Raw genomic sequence first — 15464 nt, 5'->3', positions numbered from 1 at the left:
ATATCTTTTGTTATATATTCTAGAAATCAATTAGGGAACTATTTAATTTTTCATATTCTGTTATAAGTGGTTTTCATAATTCAACTTATCGGAAGTGCATATGCTTGTAGATTAACAGATGGTATAATAGTGGAGTCGCCTATCTCTGGCGTCAATTTGACGTAGAGAGGAGGTGCATACGCAATGACCGACATCTTTGTAAACATCATGACCACAGCAGCAAGTGGTTGCATCGTTGCTTTATTTGCGAACTGGCTACGCAAACGCAATGATAAATAGGCGACTAGTCACACCAAAAAATCCCCTAACTACTGGCATAGTTAGGGGATTTGGTGCATACATGCACGACATCTTTGTTAATTGCATTATAACATCATAGTGGTTAGGAATGCAAAATCATTAAATTGATATACTATTAAAGGTTCTGTTGCAAAGTTGAATTTATAGTATAATTTTAACAAAAAGGAGTCTTCTGTATGAACTATTTCAGATATAAACAATTTAACAAGGATGTTATCACTGTAGCTGTTGGCTACTATCTAAGATATGCATTGAGTTATCGTGATATATCTGAAATATTAAGGGAACGTGGTGTAAACGTTCATCATTCAACGGTCTACCGTTGGGTTCAAGAATATGCCCCAATTTTATATCAAATTTGGAAGAAAAAGCATAAAAAAGCTTATTACAAATGGCGTATTGATGAGACGTACATCAAAATAAAAGGAAAATGGAGTTATTTATATCGTGCCATTGATGCAGAGGGACATACATTAGATATTTGGTTGCGTAAGCAACGAGATAATCATTCAGCATATGCGTTTATCAAACGTCTCATTAAACAATTTGGTAAACCTCAAAAGGTAATTACAGATCAGGCACCTTCAACGAAGGTAGCAATGGCTAAAGTAATTAAAGCTTTTAAACTTAAACCTGACTGTCATTGTACATCGAAATATCTGAATAACCTCATTGAGCAAGATCACCGTCATATTAAAGTAAGAAAGACAAGGTATCAAAGTATCAATACAGCAAAGAATACTTTAAAAGGTATTGAATGTATTTACGCTCTATATAAAAAGAACCGCAGGTCTCTTCAGATCTACGGATTTTCGCCATGCCACGAAATTAGCATCATGCTAGCAAGTTAAGCGAACACTGACATGATAAATTAGTGGTTAGCTATATTTTTTACTTTGCAACAGAACCCTAATGAGCATGTATAGATTTAATGTAAAAAAATTTTTTAATGAAAGTGGAAAAAATACGTTTAAAGATCGGTTCGCTTTTGACAATTTTAAAACTATTGAAAGATTTGTCATTAATATAAAAATATGTTCCAAACAATATTGAACTTAACGATATTTTTATTTTATATTTATTTTTGCTAATATCAAAAATTTGTTCACCTAACATAATTGATGTATTACTAGATAATAATTGTGCATAAGATATTTTGCCGTTACGATTCCGAACGTATATGGAAGTGTTCTTTGATAAGCCATAGGCTTCATGAGAAAGAGAGAAATGTAGTTTCCCTTTAAAGATTTCATAACCATGCATATAAATCGTAATATTTTTCATATATAATTTATTAGGAAAATTTTCTCCTTTTATTGAATATAAAAATGCCTTATATCTATTTGGTATATTTAAATTATCAATAGTTTGAAGGCTAATATAGTTAAATAATTTAATAGATTCTTTTTTAAAAAAACAATCTTCAAATAGAAACTTATCAACTAATAACATTTGATTGTCTTCATGTATATAACTGACAAAGTGACTGGCAATTAAATGCTGAATATATTCTAATGATTTCCCATAAATTTGAATCGATTTTTGAATTAGAGGCATATAGTTATTTATGATTTGTGGAGAATAACGGTAACGATAACGCCATGCTAATTGACTTAATGAGTTTTCATTTTTCTTATCATAATAATATTTTGCATTTTGTGAAACACCATAGAATCGTTTGTCTAAAAAAATTGTGTTAATAAGTTTAGCATCTTCCCAATATTTAGCATTTTCATCAAAATAATACTTTTCTTGTTCAAATAAAGATTTTTTAAAAACCATTCCACCGATATGATATTGAAGTTCCGTTGGTTGCTCTATAATATCGAAAATTTGTTCGCTTTTTTCTGTTTCTTTTCCACTATTATGATTTATTTGTACACAGTTATGTAATAATAAAATAGGTATACTTAATATAGAAATATTTGGATAGTTATTAAAAAATTTTTGAGCAACCATAAAGAAATTGTCACTTACGCTATCTGAATCATCAAGAAAAGTAACATATTGCGTTGTTAAACTAATTTGACTAATACCGACATTTCTAGATGCGCTCACACCTCGATTCGTTTGATGGATAACCTTTATTTGATTATATTTTTCAAATTGCTTGAGTTTTTGCTTAGTCCTATCTTTACTCCCATCATTGATAACAATAATTTCATCATCTAAATAAGGTAATTGTTTCAGTAATTTATTTAATGTTTTGTCTATTACATTTTCACTATTATATGTGGGGATAATAACTGAAAAAATAAGAATCACCTCCAATGTAATTGGCTAAGGTAAATTTATTATAGTGTCTACTAATTTTTTTTGTGTATCTTTTTTAACTTCGAAAAGTTTTTCATATGAAGATTTATACTCCGACAAAAGATTATAATTATTACTTTTAATTTTTCTCAAACTAGTTATAAGTTGATTCAAATTTAATGCTACTTGTCCTATATCTGAATACTTAATTTGTTTAGAAGGAACATGGTGAAAAGCATATTTGTTATATTGATAGAAAATGATATTTTTTTGTTGGAATAAAAAGTCTACTGCTATAGAAGAAAAATCAGTAATTAAAAATTTAGATTTAGCAATCATATCAGAGATTTCTATATCCTTCATAGATACAAAAGTTATTTCTGTTTCATCAATTTCTAAATATTGAACATATTTCTCAAATTGCGGATGCATCAACACGTTTAAACATAAATTTTCTTCTTTTAAAAAGTTTATAAAGTCTTTATTTCTAAGTAGATCATATATTTTTTTATAAAAATTGCTCTCTAAAAATTGAGGTATAGTTAAGTTTTGCAAACCGCGCTGCCAAGTTGGCATAAATAGAATTTCATTAGTTTTTTGAGGAGAAATTGAACTTTCTGATAAATTGTCATGTCTTGTCATACCAGTTATTAATACGTTACTTTCATTAAAACCTAAAGTTTCAATTATAATGTTCTTTTCATATTTATTATTAGCAGTAATATAATCAATTAAATAATTATTCTTATGTAAATAAGGAGCAATATTGTTCATAATCATACCATGTTGAATTGAGATAATATCTTTCTCTAAAAGTTCTTTTTTATATATTTTTTTATATGTTTCTATGTCATAAGGGATCATTGTTTCTTCAATAGTAAAAGCTGTAATATACTTATCTGCAAGAAGCATAAGTAATTTATGTTTTAATGAGGAAAAATTTACTACTTTGCCCACTTTTTCAACTTTCTTTTTAGACTGACGTGCTGTTTTATCAAGAATATAATAGGAAATAATATCGTTTCTATTTCTGTTTATATATTTAAATAAAAAATATGAATTATCAGAAGCACTATCTTTTCTCTCTGATATAAGCCATATTGTTTTGGAACTAAAATGACGAATTAGGTTAACTAAAATTTTTAAAAATTGTTTTTCTAAGATTAAAAATAAGTTTTTTGAAAAAATTCTTAAATTCCGAAACTTTTGTGTATCTTTCCATGCCTTCGTTTCTTTTACATCAAAATCAACATTTCCCAATTTATCTGCCATTTCTTTTTCAATATAATACCAATAACGTTTACTTCTATAAAGTGTTAAAGCAGACAAAGCTTCGTCATAATAATTTTTGAATACTAGTCTATAGACAAGGTGTAAATTAGTATGTTTTCTTAGTTGTAATAATTTAATATTATTAAATTTTTGATTTATTAGAATTAATAATCTAATTTGTGTATTCTTGTCAATTTTTCTTTCAAAAACTTGATTATCGATAATAAAATCTAAAAATTTAACTATATCTTTTTCTGCTTCATATATATGAATTAATTTTTTAACGGAAGTATATTTTAGAAGTGCTGTAGTAAGGTTAATTAAATCTTCTTTATATCCTTTGTTTCTCAAGTCCCTCCCAATATAACGGCTCCCAACGTATGCTTTTTCCTTCACATAAGTTATTGCATTAAAATAGGTCTGTAAGTCTATAGTTGCTTTTTGTGAATCTAAAGGAACTAACACTGGAGAAAACAACTCTCTATAACTATAAAAATTATATTTGTTACTTTTTATATAATTAGGATTTCGAAGTGTCCATTGAACAATGTTTATTTTGGAATTTTCAATTTGTTGAATACCATGTTTTATATCTTGTAATTCTATCTCAAAATTAGGATTACCAAATAAAATATAATCATATTTATGTTTTATTTGGTAAGAAAATTGATCAAGATCTCCATCGACCACTACAACGTCTGAGAAATATGAAGAATTTAACAAATGATTAAAATTTCTTACATTTTTATTTTTTAGTTTGAATATAATAAGTAAAATTTTCATTGCCTACCACCAAATATTATAGATTTCAAAACTGAAATGATTTTATATAATTTAAAACTTTTACTTTTTTTAAATGCTTCTAACTCATTAACTTTATTATTTAATGTTATACCATTGAAAAAGTACCTTTTTCTTGTTTCTAATAAAGAAGCATAAGAAATAGCAAGTGAAAGATCACCTTGATTTATCAATTTAATAATAGGTAACTCATTATTGAAATATAAACCCATTATCTCTGTATTGTATCCTTGTATTATTTTTTTAATTTTTTTCAATATATCTATTTGAATATTGTAATTTAATTCATAAAATTCTTCGTCAATTACCTTCCAAAATATTGATCTAAGAACATTCACTTTAAAAAATTGCAAACTTTCATCGTTATAATTTTTATAGCACATGAAATAAGCATCAATATCATTATATATTAAATCAACAATATTTTGGTGAGTTAGAGAAAGATTATCCCCAATATTTCTATTTCTATAATAGTAAATTGTAAAAGGTACATAAGAGAATGATCTTGCCTTTGTATAAAGCATTACATCTGCTAGTCTATCTTCACCATTTCGCATTCCTTCTACGAATTTTATATTATTATCAATATAAAATGATTTTCTAATTAATTTTAATACAACGCCTACTTTAACTTGAGCAAAGAATGGTGTATCTTCTAAAGTTGTATTTATGTAGGTTTTGTTCATTTTATAATCTTTAAAAGTTATATGTTGAAAAGTTGAACCATCTTCATTAAATGAAAGCAATTTTCCCATAACAAAATCATCTTTTGGGGTTATATAATGCATTAATGTTTCATATGCATATATATCCAAAATATCATCAGGGTCTAGAAAATGAATAAAATCCCCATTAGATAACTCAACGCCTATGTTTCTTACCTTTCCTGGTGCACCTTGATTTTGGTCTAACTTGATATATTGAAAGTTTGTGAATTTATTTGAATATTGCATTATTTTACTTTCGCTATTATCTGGAGAACAATCATTTACTAAAATCACTTCAATATTTTTCTCACCAATAGTTTGTCCCAATAGCGAGTCTAAACACTCTTCTATATAATCTTCAGCATTGTATACTGGAAGAATAACTGAAATCATCATGCTTTCCCCCCTCCTTTCTTATAAGATAGAAACACACTAATTCTAAATTTTTTAATTCTAATAATAAATCAAAATTTTAATGTTGTAAAATTTTAAATAAAAAAATAAATTAATGTAAATATTCTTTTACTATATACAATATACAATATACTTACTAATGTAAAGCCTATTTTATATTAACTTAATCACGGTTATGATCATATTCGATACTTTTTATCCTTTTATTTAACTCTTTTAAGTTTTTTTTTATTAGCTCATCTTCTCGACAATTTAGTGAAGTTGTTAATTTTTCTGTGGTAAAGGTAATAAATGATGATAATTTATTGTAAAAATCTAATCTTTTAAATAAAATAAAGGCTCTTTTTATATGTGTATCACTTGTTATTAATGAAAATGATTGAAATTTTTCTTTATTAACGATGTGCATAGAATAAATAGCATTTTCTACAGTATCTTTAGACTCATTTTCTTCTATAATTTTATGCTCCGGCACCCCTCTACGCACCAGCCATTCTTTCATCGCCTTTGATTCAGTTTTATTGTTTTTTTTATTACCTCCAGAAACTATAATAAATGATTTTTTTTCCCTATTGTATGCTTCTAATGTCTTATTTAGTCTCCCAATTGCTTCATTTTCTAAAGAACCATCCTCATTTAATCGTAAGCCTAAAGTGATGAAAGTATGTTTCTTTTTTTTATCTATCATTATATTACTCCTATTCAATCTTTTTTATTACTTTTAAATGTTGTAGATTTTTAAAAGTATTTTAAAGTAATGATGCTTAAAAGTGTGGAGGTTTTAAAATTGATGTTCTAATGTAAAATTATTAGCAGTATACAAATGATGTGCAATTAGTTTTACTATTATCAATATAAGTAACAGTGCACTAACTGTAGTTGAAGTAGTAGCCGTTGATATTAGTATACCAGACAACGATTCCAAAACAACAGAGGATAAATTTAAACTTTATAAAATGTAGATTTATAATTTATTAATAGAAAAATTTTAAATTATTTAAAATGAATAACCGAGCTGATGAAAATGTTTAATATTTACTACCAAAGACTTATCTGAGCTTTTCAATTTCAGAACTCAAAAGTAACTAAAATAAAAAAAGAATTAGAAAATTTAAATTTATTAGAGAAGAAAGAATGAGTTTAAATAAACCAAATAATATATATTAGAACCAAAAACTCCTTCTAAAACCCATAATGATAAAGCACATTTTAGAATGATTAACAATGGGTTTATTATGTCTTCTGTATTAAACTATAAACCTCTTAGCATAAACTATGTATATTGATACACCGTTGCATAAAGAATGACTAAATAAAATATTTACGTTTCATAATCTAAGAAGTGAACAACAGAAATTGACGGGATGATAAATAAATTTTTTGAATATTACTATCTTAATACTTACTATTATTTCTTTAGGTCAAATAGTTGATATTTTCATAGACGATAATCGAATTATTGTAGATATCATTATAGCTATTGATATAACTATTTCAGTTATATACATAAAATATTTAAATTAGATGCATGTTTTGAGTACACTCTAATCATATAATAATTTAGAAACACTATATTAAAAGGTTAGTTTATTTGAAAGTAATTTTTAAAAGGCATACTATTAAATTAACTAAAACAAGGAGGTTTTATCAATGAAAGCAGCAGTTTGGTATAGCCAAAAAGATGTACGAGTTGAAGACCGGGAATCTAAAGAGTTACAAGAGAACGAAGTGAAAGTTAAAGTGTCTTGGGCTGGCATTTGTGGTACAGACTTACATGAATACTTAGAGGGACCCATATTTATTTCAACAGATGAACCAGACCCTTTTCTTGGTCAAAAAGCGCCTGTTACATTAGGCCATGAATTTGCGGGCGTAGTGGATGATATTGGTTCTAAGGTTACACAGTTTAATAAAGGCGATCGTGTTGTCATTAATCCTACAGTTTCAAATCGTAAAAAAGAAGAAAATATTGATCTTTATGATGGTTATTCATTTATAGGCTTAGGTTCTGATGGTGGATTTGCAGAATTTACGAATGCCCCAGAAGAGAACGTTTATAAGTTACCAGATAACGTTTCTGATAAAGAAGGCGCCCTTGTAGAGCCAACCGCTGTTGCAGTTCAAGCAATTAAAGAAGGTGAAGTTCTATTTGGAGATACAGTTGCTATTTTTGGTGCAGGGCCAATCGGTTTATTAACAGTAATAGCTGCCAAAGCTGCAGGTGCAAGTAAGATATTTGTTTTTGATTTATCGGAAGAAAGATTGAAGAAAGCTAAAGCAATAGGTGCTACTCATACTATAAATTCTGGTGAATCAAACCCAAGTGATGTTATTAATAAACATACAGATAATGGAGTTGATGTAGCATTTGAAGTAGCTGGTGTAGCACTAACACTTAAATCTGCTATAGACGTTACTAAAGCAAGAGGTACTGTCGTTATAATGTCTATATTTGGTCATCCTATTGAATGGAATCCAATGCAATTAACAAATACAGGTGTAAAGCTCACTTCGACAATTGCTTATACACCTACTACATTTCAACAAACAATAGATTTAATTAATGAAGGTAATTTAAAAGTTAAAGATGTTATTACTGATGAGATAGAGCTAGATGATATTGTCGAATCAGGATTTGAAAAACTCATAAACGATAAATCACAAGCAAAAATTCTCATTAAGTTATAAAAATTAATAAAAGAGCCTCTCTAAATTTAGGGAAGCTCTTTTATTAGCTAAAATATAGTTTTATTTAGTCAAGAAATTTGTGAGTTTTTATAATTCATTAATCTAAGGATTGTTAATAAAGTTATTATTTAATAATTGTATTTTTAAATACAAAACTAGGTTCGGCACCTAAAATAATAAGAAATATTTGTGAGTAGTTCACATTTTGGAATTTTAACATCATATCTTTAAAAATTACAAAATTACTATCTTTTTTAACTTTTTTAACTTCTTGTTCATATAATTTTAAAACAGATTCTCTTATTAAAGTTGGTCGCTTATTTTGAATAATTTCACGGTTATCTGAAAACATTAGTAATCCTAAATATTTATAATGGATACTTAATTGTCTTGTCAAACTAGCTATATATTCTAACTTTTCATACATATTAGGAAACTTGTTTCTTAGTTTTTTCAAATCTAACTTAACTTGGTTTAATTCTTCCATTTCATTTATCATTTTATCACTACTCCAATTCCCATGGTTTATTGATATCAAGAGACTCAATTATATTTTTAGTTTGTGATCTTTTAATTTTTCGCATTTTAGCTCTTTCTTCGCCATCCATAAATAATAATTTTTCTTCTTTGGACTGAGGAGAGATTTTGGGTACTTTAATTGGTTTTTTCTTTTCATCCAAAGCTACAAAAGTAAGAAAAGCTACAGCAGCAATTTTTCTTTCTGCAGTGATCATATCTTCTGAAATGACTTTACAAAATATTTCCATAGACTTTTCTCCTGTATAAACTACATAAGATTCTATACAAACTGAATCAGATTGGGTGATTGGATATAAAAATTCTACTGAATCTGTAGAAGCTGTAACACATTCTTTAACTCTTGCATGTCTTCTAGCTGAAAGCGTTGCGTTATTATCAATTTTTTTCATCAACACCCCCCCAAATAGGGTATTATAATTGTTTAAATCATTAATTAATACTTGATCCGTACTGACAATTTTACTGTCACTAGGAAATTTATAATTTTCCATAAAAAACTCCCGTTTCTATAATGTTTATGTTCTAATTATAGAGCGAGAGTATATAAATATAAAATATCTTTTTTTTATACAGCTATAAATTTCTCAAATACCTTTATATTTAATAGTTAATTAAGAAGTTTTCTTGGAGAAATTTAATCCAATTTTTTGTTAAAGAATCAACTATAATATCTTTTCTCCAAATAATACCAAGTTCCCATTTCATGGAAGGTTCATTAATATCGATGGCTTGTAAATTATTATCTAATAAGCCTAGTATTCCTTCGGGTAATATACATATCCCTAGATTATTTAATAACATTTCTTCTATGAAGCTCCATTGGGTGGTTTCAAAAATTATATTAGGATTAAAGCCATAATTTCTACATGTATTTTTGATTTTATCGTTTAAATAGAAATCAGAATTGAATAAAATAAATTCTTGTTCTTGTAAATCTTCAATATCAATCTTTGTTTTTTTAGATAATTCATGATTTTTATGAACGACCAGTTTTAATTTTTCTTCTAAAAAAGAGAATATATCAAAGTTTTTATTATTTGTAGGAAGTACAGTAATTCCCATGTCCAAATCACCATAATATACATCGTTTTCAATTTTTTTACTACCATTTTCAAAAAGTTGAAAAGTTATATTAGGATACATTTCATGAAATTCCGAAATTAAGCCAATTAATCTTCTTATATTAATAATAGTAGGGATTCCAATTTTCAAATGTCCCTTTTTTAATTCTAATAAATTACTTAACTCATTAGGGATATTATCATACATTTTAAGCATTTCTTTACATTGGAAAAAGAAAGCTTCTCCTGCGTCAGTTAAGTATATTTGGTTTTTATACCTATTAAATAAATTTACATCTAATTCTTCTTCTAATAATTTAATTGTATTACTAATTGTGGGTTGTGTGATAAAAAGATTAGATGCTGCTTTGGTCATACTTTTTTGCTTTACGACTTCTACAAAATACTGCATATGTCTAAGTTCCAATAAATTTCCTCCCTTTTTATTATTTCTTCACGTTACCAGTTTTTTAAACTAATTATTTTTTATTATTCTGTATACCGTTGAACGACTAACATCTGTCTGTTTAGCAATCTCTTCGCCTGTAAGTTTTTGTTCATCGTATAAGAATTTGATTTCTCTTTTCTTATAATCTGGCAAAGAAGGACGGCCGCCTTTTCTCCCTCTTGCTCTCGCAGCTTCTAGACCTTTTTTCGTACGTTCACTTAATAAGTTAGCTTCAAGTTCTGCAAATGCACTCATCATTGTAAAAAACATTTTTCCCATCGCATCTTTGGTTGACACATTCATATCAATAATATGTAAATCAATGCCGTTTTCATCTAACCATTGAGACAGATCAATTAATTGTTTTGTTGTACGTCCAAGACGATCTAATTTATAGATAACTAGGATGTCTCCTTCACGTAAATAGTCTAAACACTTATCAAGTTCTGTTCTTTTCGTTTTGCGACCACTCACTTTTTCGCTAAAGATACGTTCACAACCATAGTCTTTAAGTGTATCAATTTGTCCATCAAGACTTTGATCTTGTGTTGATACACGTGCATAACCAATTTTAGCCATTTCAATACCACCTCTTTTAATCGTTTTATGGGCACTTATTAATAAAATCTATTTCTCGATGCAAATAAGCACGTCTCTCATCGTCTGAAAACTCATGGTTTTTGATATTTTCGACACATTGATTATAGCACAAGTTTATAGACTTAAATATCCAAGAAAAACCTCTTATGTCACTTTACTTGATATATGAGAATATTTTCGCCTAATAAAATGAAAATTATCAACGCTTGCTATATATAGTAAATTTAGATAAAATAACTATATCAAAATGATATAGTGGGTGGCGAAATTGAATTCTAATAAATATATTATCTTAGGACTATTATCTCAAAGTTCAAAGAGTGGGTATGAAATTAAAAAAGTCATTGATGAAAATTTTAATTTCTACTGGAAAATTGGATATAATCAAATTTATCCTTATCTACAAGACTTAAAGTACAGTGGTTTAGTAAAAGTAAATAATAAAAAAAGTGATAAAGGACCTAATCAAAATATTTACATATTAACTGATAAAGGTTTAGAAATATTTCTAAATTGGCTCAATACTGAAATTAAAAAATGGCCAACTTTTAAGAATGAAGTTTTGGTTAAGCTAAATTTCGGTTCTATATTAGATAAAAATGAAAATATTAAATTAATTGAGGATTATAAAAAAGTTATCACCAAACGTTTAAATATAATAAAAACAATTCAACTCAATATACAAAAGTATTGGAAAAATCATGAGAATTTTATTTTCTGGGATATGATTATTGATTATGGCATTAATATTAGTTTAGCTGAACTTAATTGGTGTAAAAAATCTATTAAAAGAATTGAGGGATGTTTATGATTACATTGATAATATACATAATTGGTGGCGTTATTGGTTTATTAATTTATTTTATATTTGGAGGAAACTCATTGATATATTCTTTTGCACAGTTTTCAATTTTTCTTTCTTTTCTATATACTTTTATCGGAAGGTTACTACCAAATGTTAGATATAGTTTGGTTCAAATGGTTCCATCAAAACTTCCATTTCCAACTTTCATTGTGTATTCAACTGGATTACTAGAATTAGTGATTGCTATTGGAATACTATTTGAACAGACACAAAGTTTTTCAAGTATTATAGGAATTATATTATGCATTTCTTTATTCCCTGCTAATGTGAAAGCTTATAAGGAAGGTGTAAGATTAAATGGAAATGAACCGACAAACGTTTGGTTAAGGTTAATAATACAAATTTTATTTATACTTTCATTTGTAATTATACTGAGAGGATAGTCATGAAAAAACTACTATTATGTTTATTAATACCTACGTTGTTTCTAAATAAATTTGTTATGAATATTAATATTACCTTTAGTAAAAAAAGAGTGTGCAGAAAATAACCATTTTCTGTACACTCTTCTTTTATGTCTAAATAAGTAAGAATTACATAGGATTATGTGTTCAAAAACCCAACAAAAAATCTATGTTCATAAAAGACCTTGTAATTAAGTTGTGGTACACTAAAGGTGTATATAGGAGGTTTGTATTTTGAAAATAGGTTATGCAAGAGTTTCAACTGGATTACAAAATTTAAATTTACAGGAGGATCGATTAAATACATATGGTTGTGAAAAGATATTTAATGACCATATGAGTGGTTCAAAAAGTAAAAGACCTGGTTTAGATAAAGCAATTGAATTTGCGAGGTCAGGAGATACGATTGTTGTTTGGAGATTAGATAGATTGGGACGTAATATGGAGGATTTAATCACATTAGTTAATGAACTTAACGAACGAGGTGTAAGTTTCCATAGTTTAGAAGAAAATATAACAATGGATAAATCAAGTTCAACTGGACAATTATTATTTCATTTATTCGCAGCATTTGCAGAATTTGAACGTAATTTAATTTTAGAGCGTTCTTCAGCTGGCCGAATTGCAGCACGTGCTAGAGGCCGATATGGAGGCAGACCCGAAAAATTAAATCAAAAAGATTTAAACTTACTTAAGACACTTTATGATAATGGCACGCCAATTAAGACAATTGCAGAACAGTGGCGTGTTTCACGTACAACAATTTATCGTTACCTCAATAAATTGGAGGACAAGGAAGATGAAAAACAAGGAGAAGTATCTAACTAATTTTTCTGAAGCCAAACGTAAAAAAGCTACTCAAAAGTACAATATTATAAAACCTTTTATCCTAGGCGAACAATCTTTATCAAGTATTTCTAAAAGTAAAGGGAATGCGTTAAGCACCCTTTATAGGTGGAATAAGTCATATAAAGAACAAGGACTTAAAGGACTAATCTATGCGACAAGAGCTGATAAAGGAACACGTAAAATAGAACCAAAGATAATTGATGAAATTGAACGCCTTGCGCTTATGAATAAAAGAAATAGTATTGCTACGATTCATAGGAAAATCGCTAATTATTGTATAGAGAATAATTTTGATAAACCAAGTTATAAACAAGTTTATAGTATTATTAAAGCAATGCCTAAGTCTGTTATTGATTTCTCTCACCAAGGTGAAAAATACTATCAAAATAAGTACGATTTAATACAAATAAGAGAATCCTCAAGACCCAATGAAATATGGCAAGCCGACCATACTTTGCTAGATATTTATATATTAGATCAAAAAGGTAATATCAATAGACCATGGCTAACCATTATTATGGATGACTATAGTCGTGCAATTGCAGGCTACTTTATAAGTTTTGATGCTCCTAATGCTCAAAACACAGCATTAACACTACACCAAGCAATATGGAATAAGAATGATACCAACTGGCCAGTGTGTGGTATACCCGAAAAATTCTATACAGATCACGGAAGTGACTTTACCTCAAATCACATGGAACAAGTCGCTATTGACTTGAAAATAAATTTGATGTTTTCAAAAGTTGGTGTCCCTCGTGGTCGCGGAAAAATAGAACGCTTTTTTCAGACAGTTAACCAAACTTTCCTAGAACAACTGCCTGGATATATAAACAATAATGATACTCCTAGTAATCTAATAGATTTTCACAATTTTGAAGAAAAATTACGTTACTTTTTAATTGAAGATTATAATCAAAAAGAACATAGTGCTATTCATACCACGCCTATCAGTCGTTGGAATAGTAATCACTTTTTCCCTAATATGCCAAGTAGCTTAGAACAACTTGATTTATTATTGTTGGAAATACCTAAATCTAGAAAAGTTCATTCAGATGGCGTTCATTTTCAAGGTTTTCGATACAGTAATACTAATCTAGCAGTTTATGTAGGTGAATATGTACTGATTCGTTATAACCCAAATGATATGGCTGAAATACGTGTGTTTTATAGAGATGAATTTCTTTGTACTGCTATATGTCCAGAAATAGCTGATTACTCCATAGATATAAAAGACATACAGCAAGCTCGTAGTCAGAGAAGAAAACACTTAAAACAAAATATTGCTAGTCCAAGTACCACGGAATTAATTAAGGAAGAAAAAAATTGTGGTTATTCACCTCAAGAAACGACTAAAAACGTCAAAAAATTAAAGAGGTATCGTAATGACTAAAAATCAGAATTTTATTGAAACGAAAGAGTATAAACGGTTTGCTGAATTTTGTGATGCTTGTATTAAATATCAGTATATTGGTATATGTTATGGTCAACCTGGTGTCGGAAAAACTTTATCGTCTAGATATTACACAAATTGGGATACTATTGAAAAACAAGTTAACCATAGAGGTTGGGAAGATTTAGCTAGTAAAACGACCGATGATATACTATCGGTGGATAAAATATTTTATACTGCACCAGCAGAAAAACAAACTAAATTAAGAAATGATTTATATAGTATTACTGCAAGCATTGATTTGGGGCAAAAATTACATGTTGTAAATAAGTATGGACATGAACATAGTAAACATTATAGTGATATGTTTAAATATATTGATTTAATTATAGTAGATGAGATTGATCGTCTTAAAGTGCAACATTTAGAGCAATTAAGAGCTATTTATGATGAACATAATTTAGCAATGATATTTATTGGTATGCCAGGTATTGAGAAGAAATTATCTCGTTATCCTCAATTATATTCGCGCATAGGTTTTGCGCATGAATTTGATAATCTAAGCAAAGATGAAACGCATCATATATTAGAATATAAGTGGCAAGATTTAGGATTTGATTTAAAACTCGAAGATTTTACTGATTATGAGGCAATAACAACGATTATTAAAATTACAAAAGGGAATTTTAGGCTGATTCATCGTTTATTTGCGCAGATAGATAGAATTATGGATATAAATGGTTTAGATAAAATAAGTACAGAAGTCGTAGAAACAGCTAGAGACAGTTTAGTTATAGGTATTCGATAATAGAAAAAGCAACGCATTTTAATATAGTGCGTTGCTTTTCTCATTTATTAGGTGAAGTCAT

At 27.9% G+C, this 15464-nt stretch carries 16 protein-coding genes; 8 read left to right on the top strand and 8 right to left on the bottom strand.

Going from position 1 to position 15464, the window contains the following annotated elements:
- Nucleotides 1–183 precede the first annotated feature (183 nt).
- Complete coding sequence (locus tag QMO72_RS13640) at nucleotides 184–279, top strand: type I toxin-antitoxin system Fst family toxin (RefSeq protein ID WP_002510758.1); 96 nt, start codon at nucleotides 184–186, stop codon at nucleotides 277–279.
- Between the two features lie 197 nt (nucleotides 280–476).
- A complete protein-coding gene (locus QMO72_RS13635) occupies nucleotides 477–1151 on the top strand; it encodes an IS6-like element IS257 family transposase (RefSeq protein ID WP_001105987.1) in 675 nt (224 codons plus the stop codon).
- A 58-nt stretch (nucleotides 1152–1209) separates the two neighbouring features.
- Here QMO72_RS13635 and QMO72_RS13630 read toward each other — a convergent pair whose 3' ends face one another.
- The 4 genes from QMO72_RS13630 to QMO72_RS13615 all read right to left on the bottom strand — a co-directional run bounded on the left by QMO72_RS13630 (nucleotide 1210) and on the right by QMO72_RS13615 (nucleotide 6435).
- A complete protein-coding gene (locus QMO72_RS13630; protein ID WP_286093288.1) occupies nucleotides 1210–2565 on the bottom strand; it encodes a glycosyltransferase family 2 protein in 1356 nt (451 codons plus the stop codon).
- Between the two features lie 15 nt (nucleotides 2566–2580).
- The gene (locus QMO72_RS13625) at nucleotides 2581–4608 is read right to left on the bottom strand and encodes a CDP-glycerol glycerophosphotransferase family protein (protein ID WP_103267127.1); all 2028 of its coding nucleotides are present in this window, start codon (nucleotides 4606–4608) and stop codon (nucleotides 2581–2583) included.
- Nucleotides 4605–5729, bottom strand: coding sequence for a glycosyltransferase family 2 protein (locus tag QMO72_RS13620; RefSeq protein ID WP_103267128.1), 1125 nt, complete (start codon nucleotides 5727–5729; stop codon nucleotides 4605–4607). The genes QMO72_RS13625 and QMO72_RS13620 overlap by 4 nt, the downstream gene beginning before the upstream one ends.
- Before the next feature lie 181 nt (nucleotides 5730–5910).
- Nucleotides 5911–6435, bottom strand: coding sequence for a YdcF family protein (locus QMO72_RS13615; protein WP_069827703.1), 525 nt, complete (start codon nucleotides 6433–6435; stop codon nucleotides 5911–5913).
- A gap of 962 nt (nucleotides 6436–7397) precedes the next feature.
- Here QMO72_RS13615 and QMO72_RS13610 point away from each other — a divergent pair.
- Nucleotides 7398–8435, top strand: a complete 1038-nt coding sequence (locus tag QMO72_RS13610) for a 2,3-butanediol dehydrogenase (RefSeq protein ID WP_103267129.1) — start codon at nucleotides 7398–7400, stop codon at nucleotides 8433–8435.
- 124 nt (nucleotides 8436–8559) lie between these two features.
- Here QMO72_RS13610 and QMO72_RS13605 read toward each other — a convergent pair whose 3' ends face one another.
- The 4 genes from QMO72_RS13605 to QMO72_RS13590 form a co-directional block, all read right to left on the bottom strand.
- Nucleotides 8560–8934, bottom strand: a complete 375-nt coding sequence (locus QMO72_RS13605; protein WP_011304037.1) for a hypothetical protein — start codon at nucleotides 8932–8934, stop codon at nucleotides 8560–8562.
- A 7-nt stretch (nucleotides 8935–8941) separates the two neighbouring features.
- Nucleotides 8942–9466, bottom strand: a complete 525-nt coding sequence (locus QMO72_RS13600) for an acyl-CoA thioesterase (RefSeq protein ID WP_011304038.1) — start codon at nucleotides 9464–9466, stop codon at nucleotides 8942–8944.
- A gap of 109 nt (nucleotides 9467–9575) precedes the next feature.
- Entirely contained in the window at nucleotides 9576–10463 is an 888-nt protein-coding gene (gene cidR / locus QMO72_RS13595; RefSeq protein ID WP_011304039.1) for a cidABC operon transcriptional activator CidR, read from the bottom strand.
- Between the two features lie 48 nt (nucleotides 10464–10511).
- Nucleotides 10512–11063, bottom strand: coding sequence for a recombinase family protein (locus tag QMO72_RS13590; protein ID WP_011304040.1), 552 nt, complete (start codon nucleotides 11061–11063; stop codon nucleotides 10512–10514).
- Between the two features lie 289 nt (nucleotides 11064–11352).
- Between QMO72_RS13590 and QMO72_RS13585 the strand changes: the two genes are divergently transcribed.
- The 5 genes from QMO72_RS13585 (at nucleotide 11353) to QMO72_RS13565 (ending at nucleotide 15403) form a co-directional block, all read left to right on the top strand.
- Nucleotides 11353–11895 (top strand): PadR family transcriptional regulator, encoded by a 543-nt coding sequence (locus QMO72_RS13585; RefSeq protein WP_285322612.1) that lies wholly within the window; start codon nucleotides 11353–11355, stop codon nucleotides 11893–11895.
- On the top strand, nucleotides 11892–12332 hold the full coding sequence (locus QMO72_RS13580) for a DoxX family protein (protein WP_103267853.1): 441 nt from the start codon (nucleotides 11892–11894) through the stop codon (nucleotides 12330–12332). Before QMO72_RS13585 ends, QMO72_RS13580 begins: the two co-directional genes overlap by 4 nt.
- A gap of 255 nt (nucleotides 12333–12587) precedes the next feature.
- Complete coding sequence (locus QMO72_RS13575; RefSeq protein ID WP_103267852.1) at nucleotides 12588–13181, top strand: recombinase family protein; 594 nt, start codon at nucleotides 12588–12590, stop codon at nucleotides 13179–13181.
- Entirely contained in the window at nucleotides 13153–14595 is a 1443-nt protein-coding gene (locus QMO72_RS13570; RefSeq protein WP_103267851.1) for a TnsB C-terminal domain-containing protein, read from the top strand. Before QMO72_RS13575 ends, QMO72_RS13570 begins: the two co-directional genes overlap by 29 nt.
- Nucleotides 14588–15403: an AAA family ATPase gene (locus QMO72_RS13565; protein ID WP_000164962.1), complete on the top strand. Its 816-nt coding sequence runs from the start codon at nucleotides 14588–14590 to the stop codon at nucleotides 15401–15403. Before QMO72_RS13570 ends, QMO72_RS13565 begins: the two co-directional genes overlap by 8 nt.
- Nucleotides 15404–15464 lie beyond the last annotated feature (61 nt).

Source organism: Staphylococcus casei, from assembly GCF_030294405.1.
Taxonomy (GTDB): Bacteria; Bacillota; Bacilli; order Staphylococcales; family Staphylococcaceae; genus Staphylococcus; species Staphylococcus succinus.
This window is presented reverse-complemented; position numbering and strand designations above follow the sequence as displayed.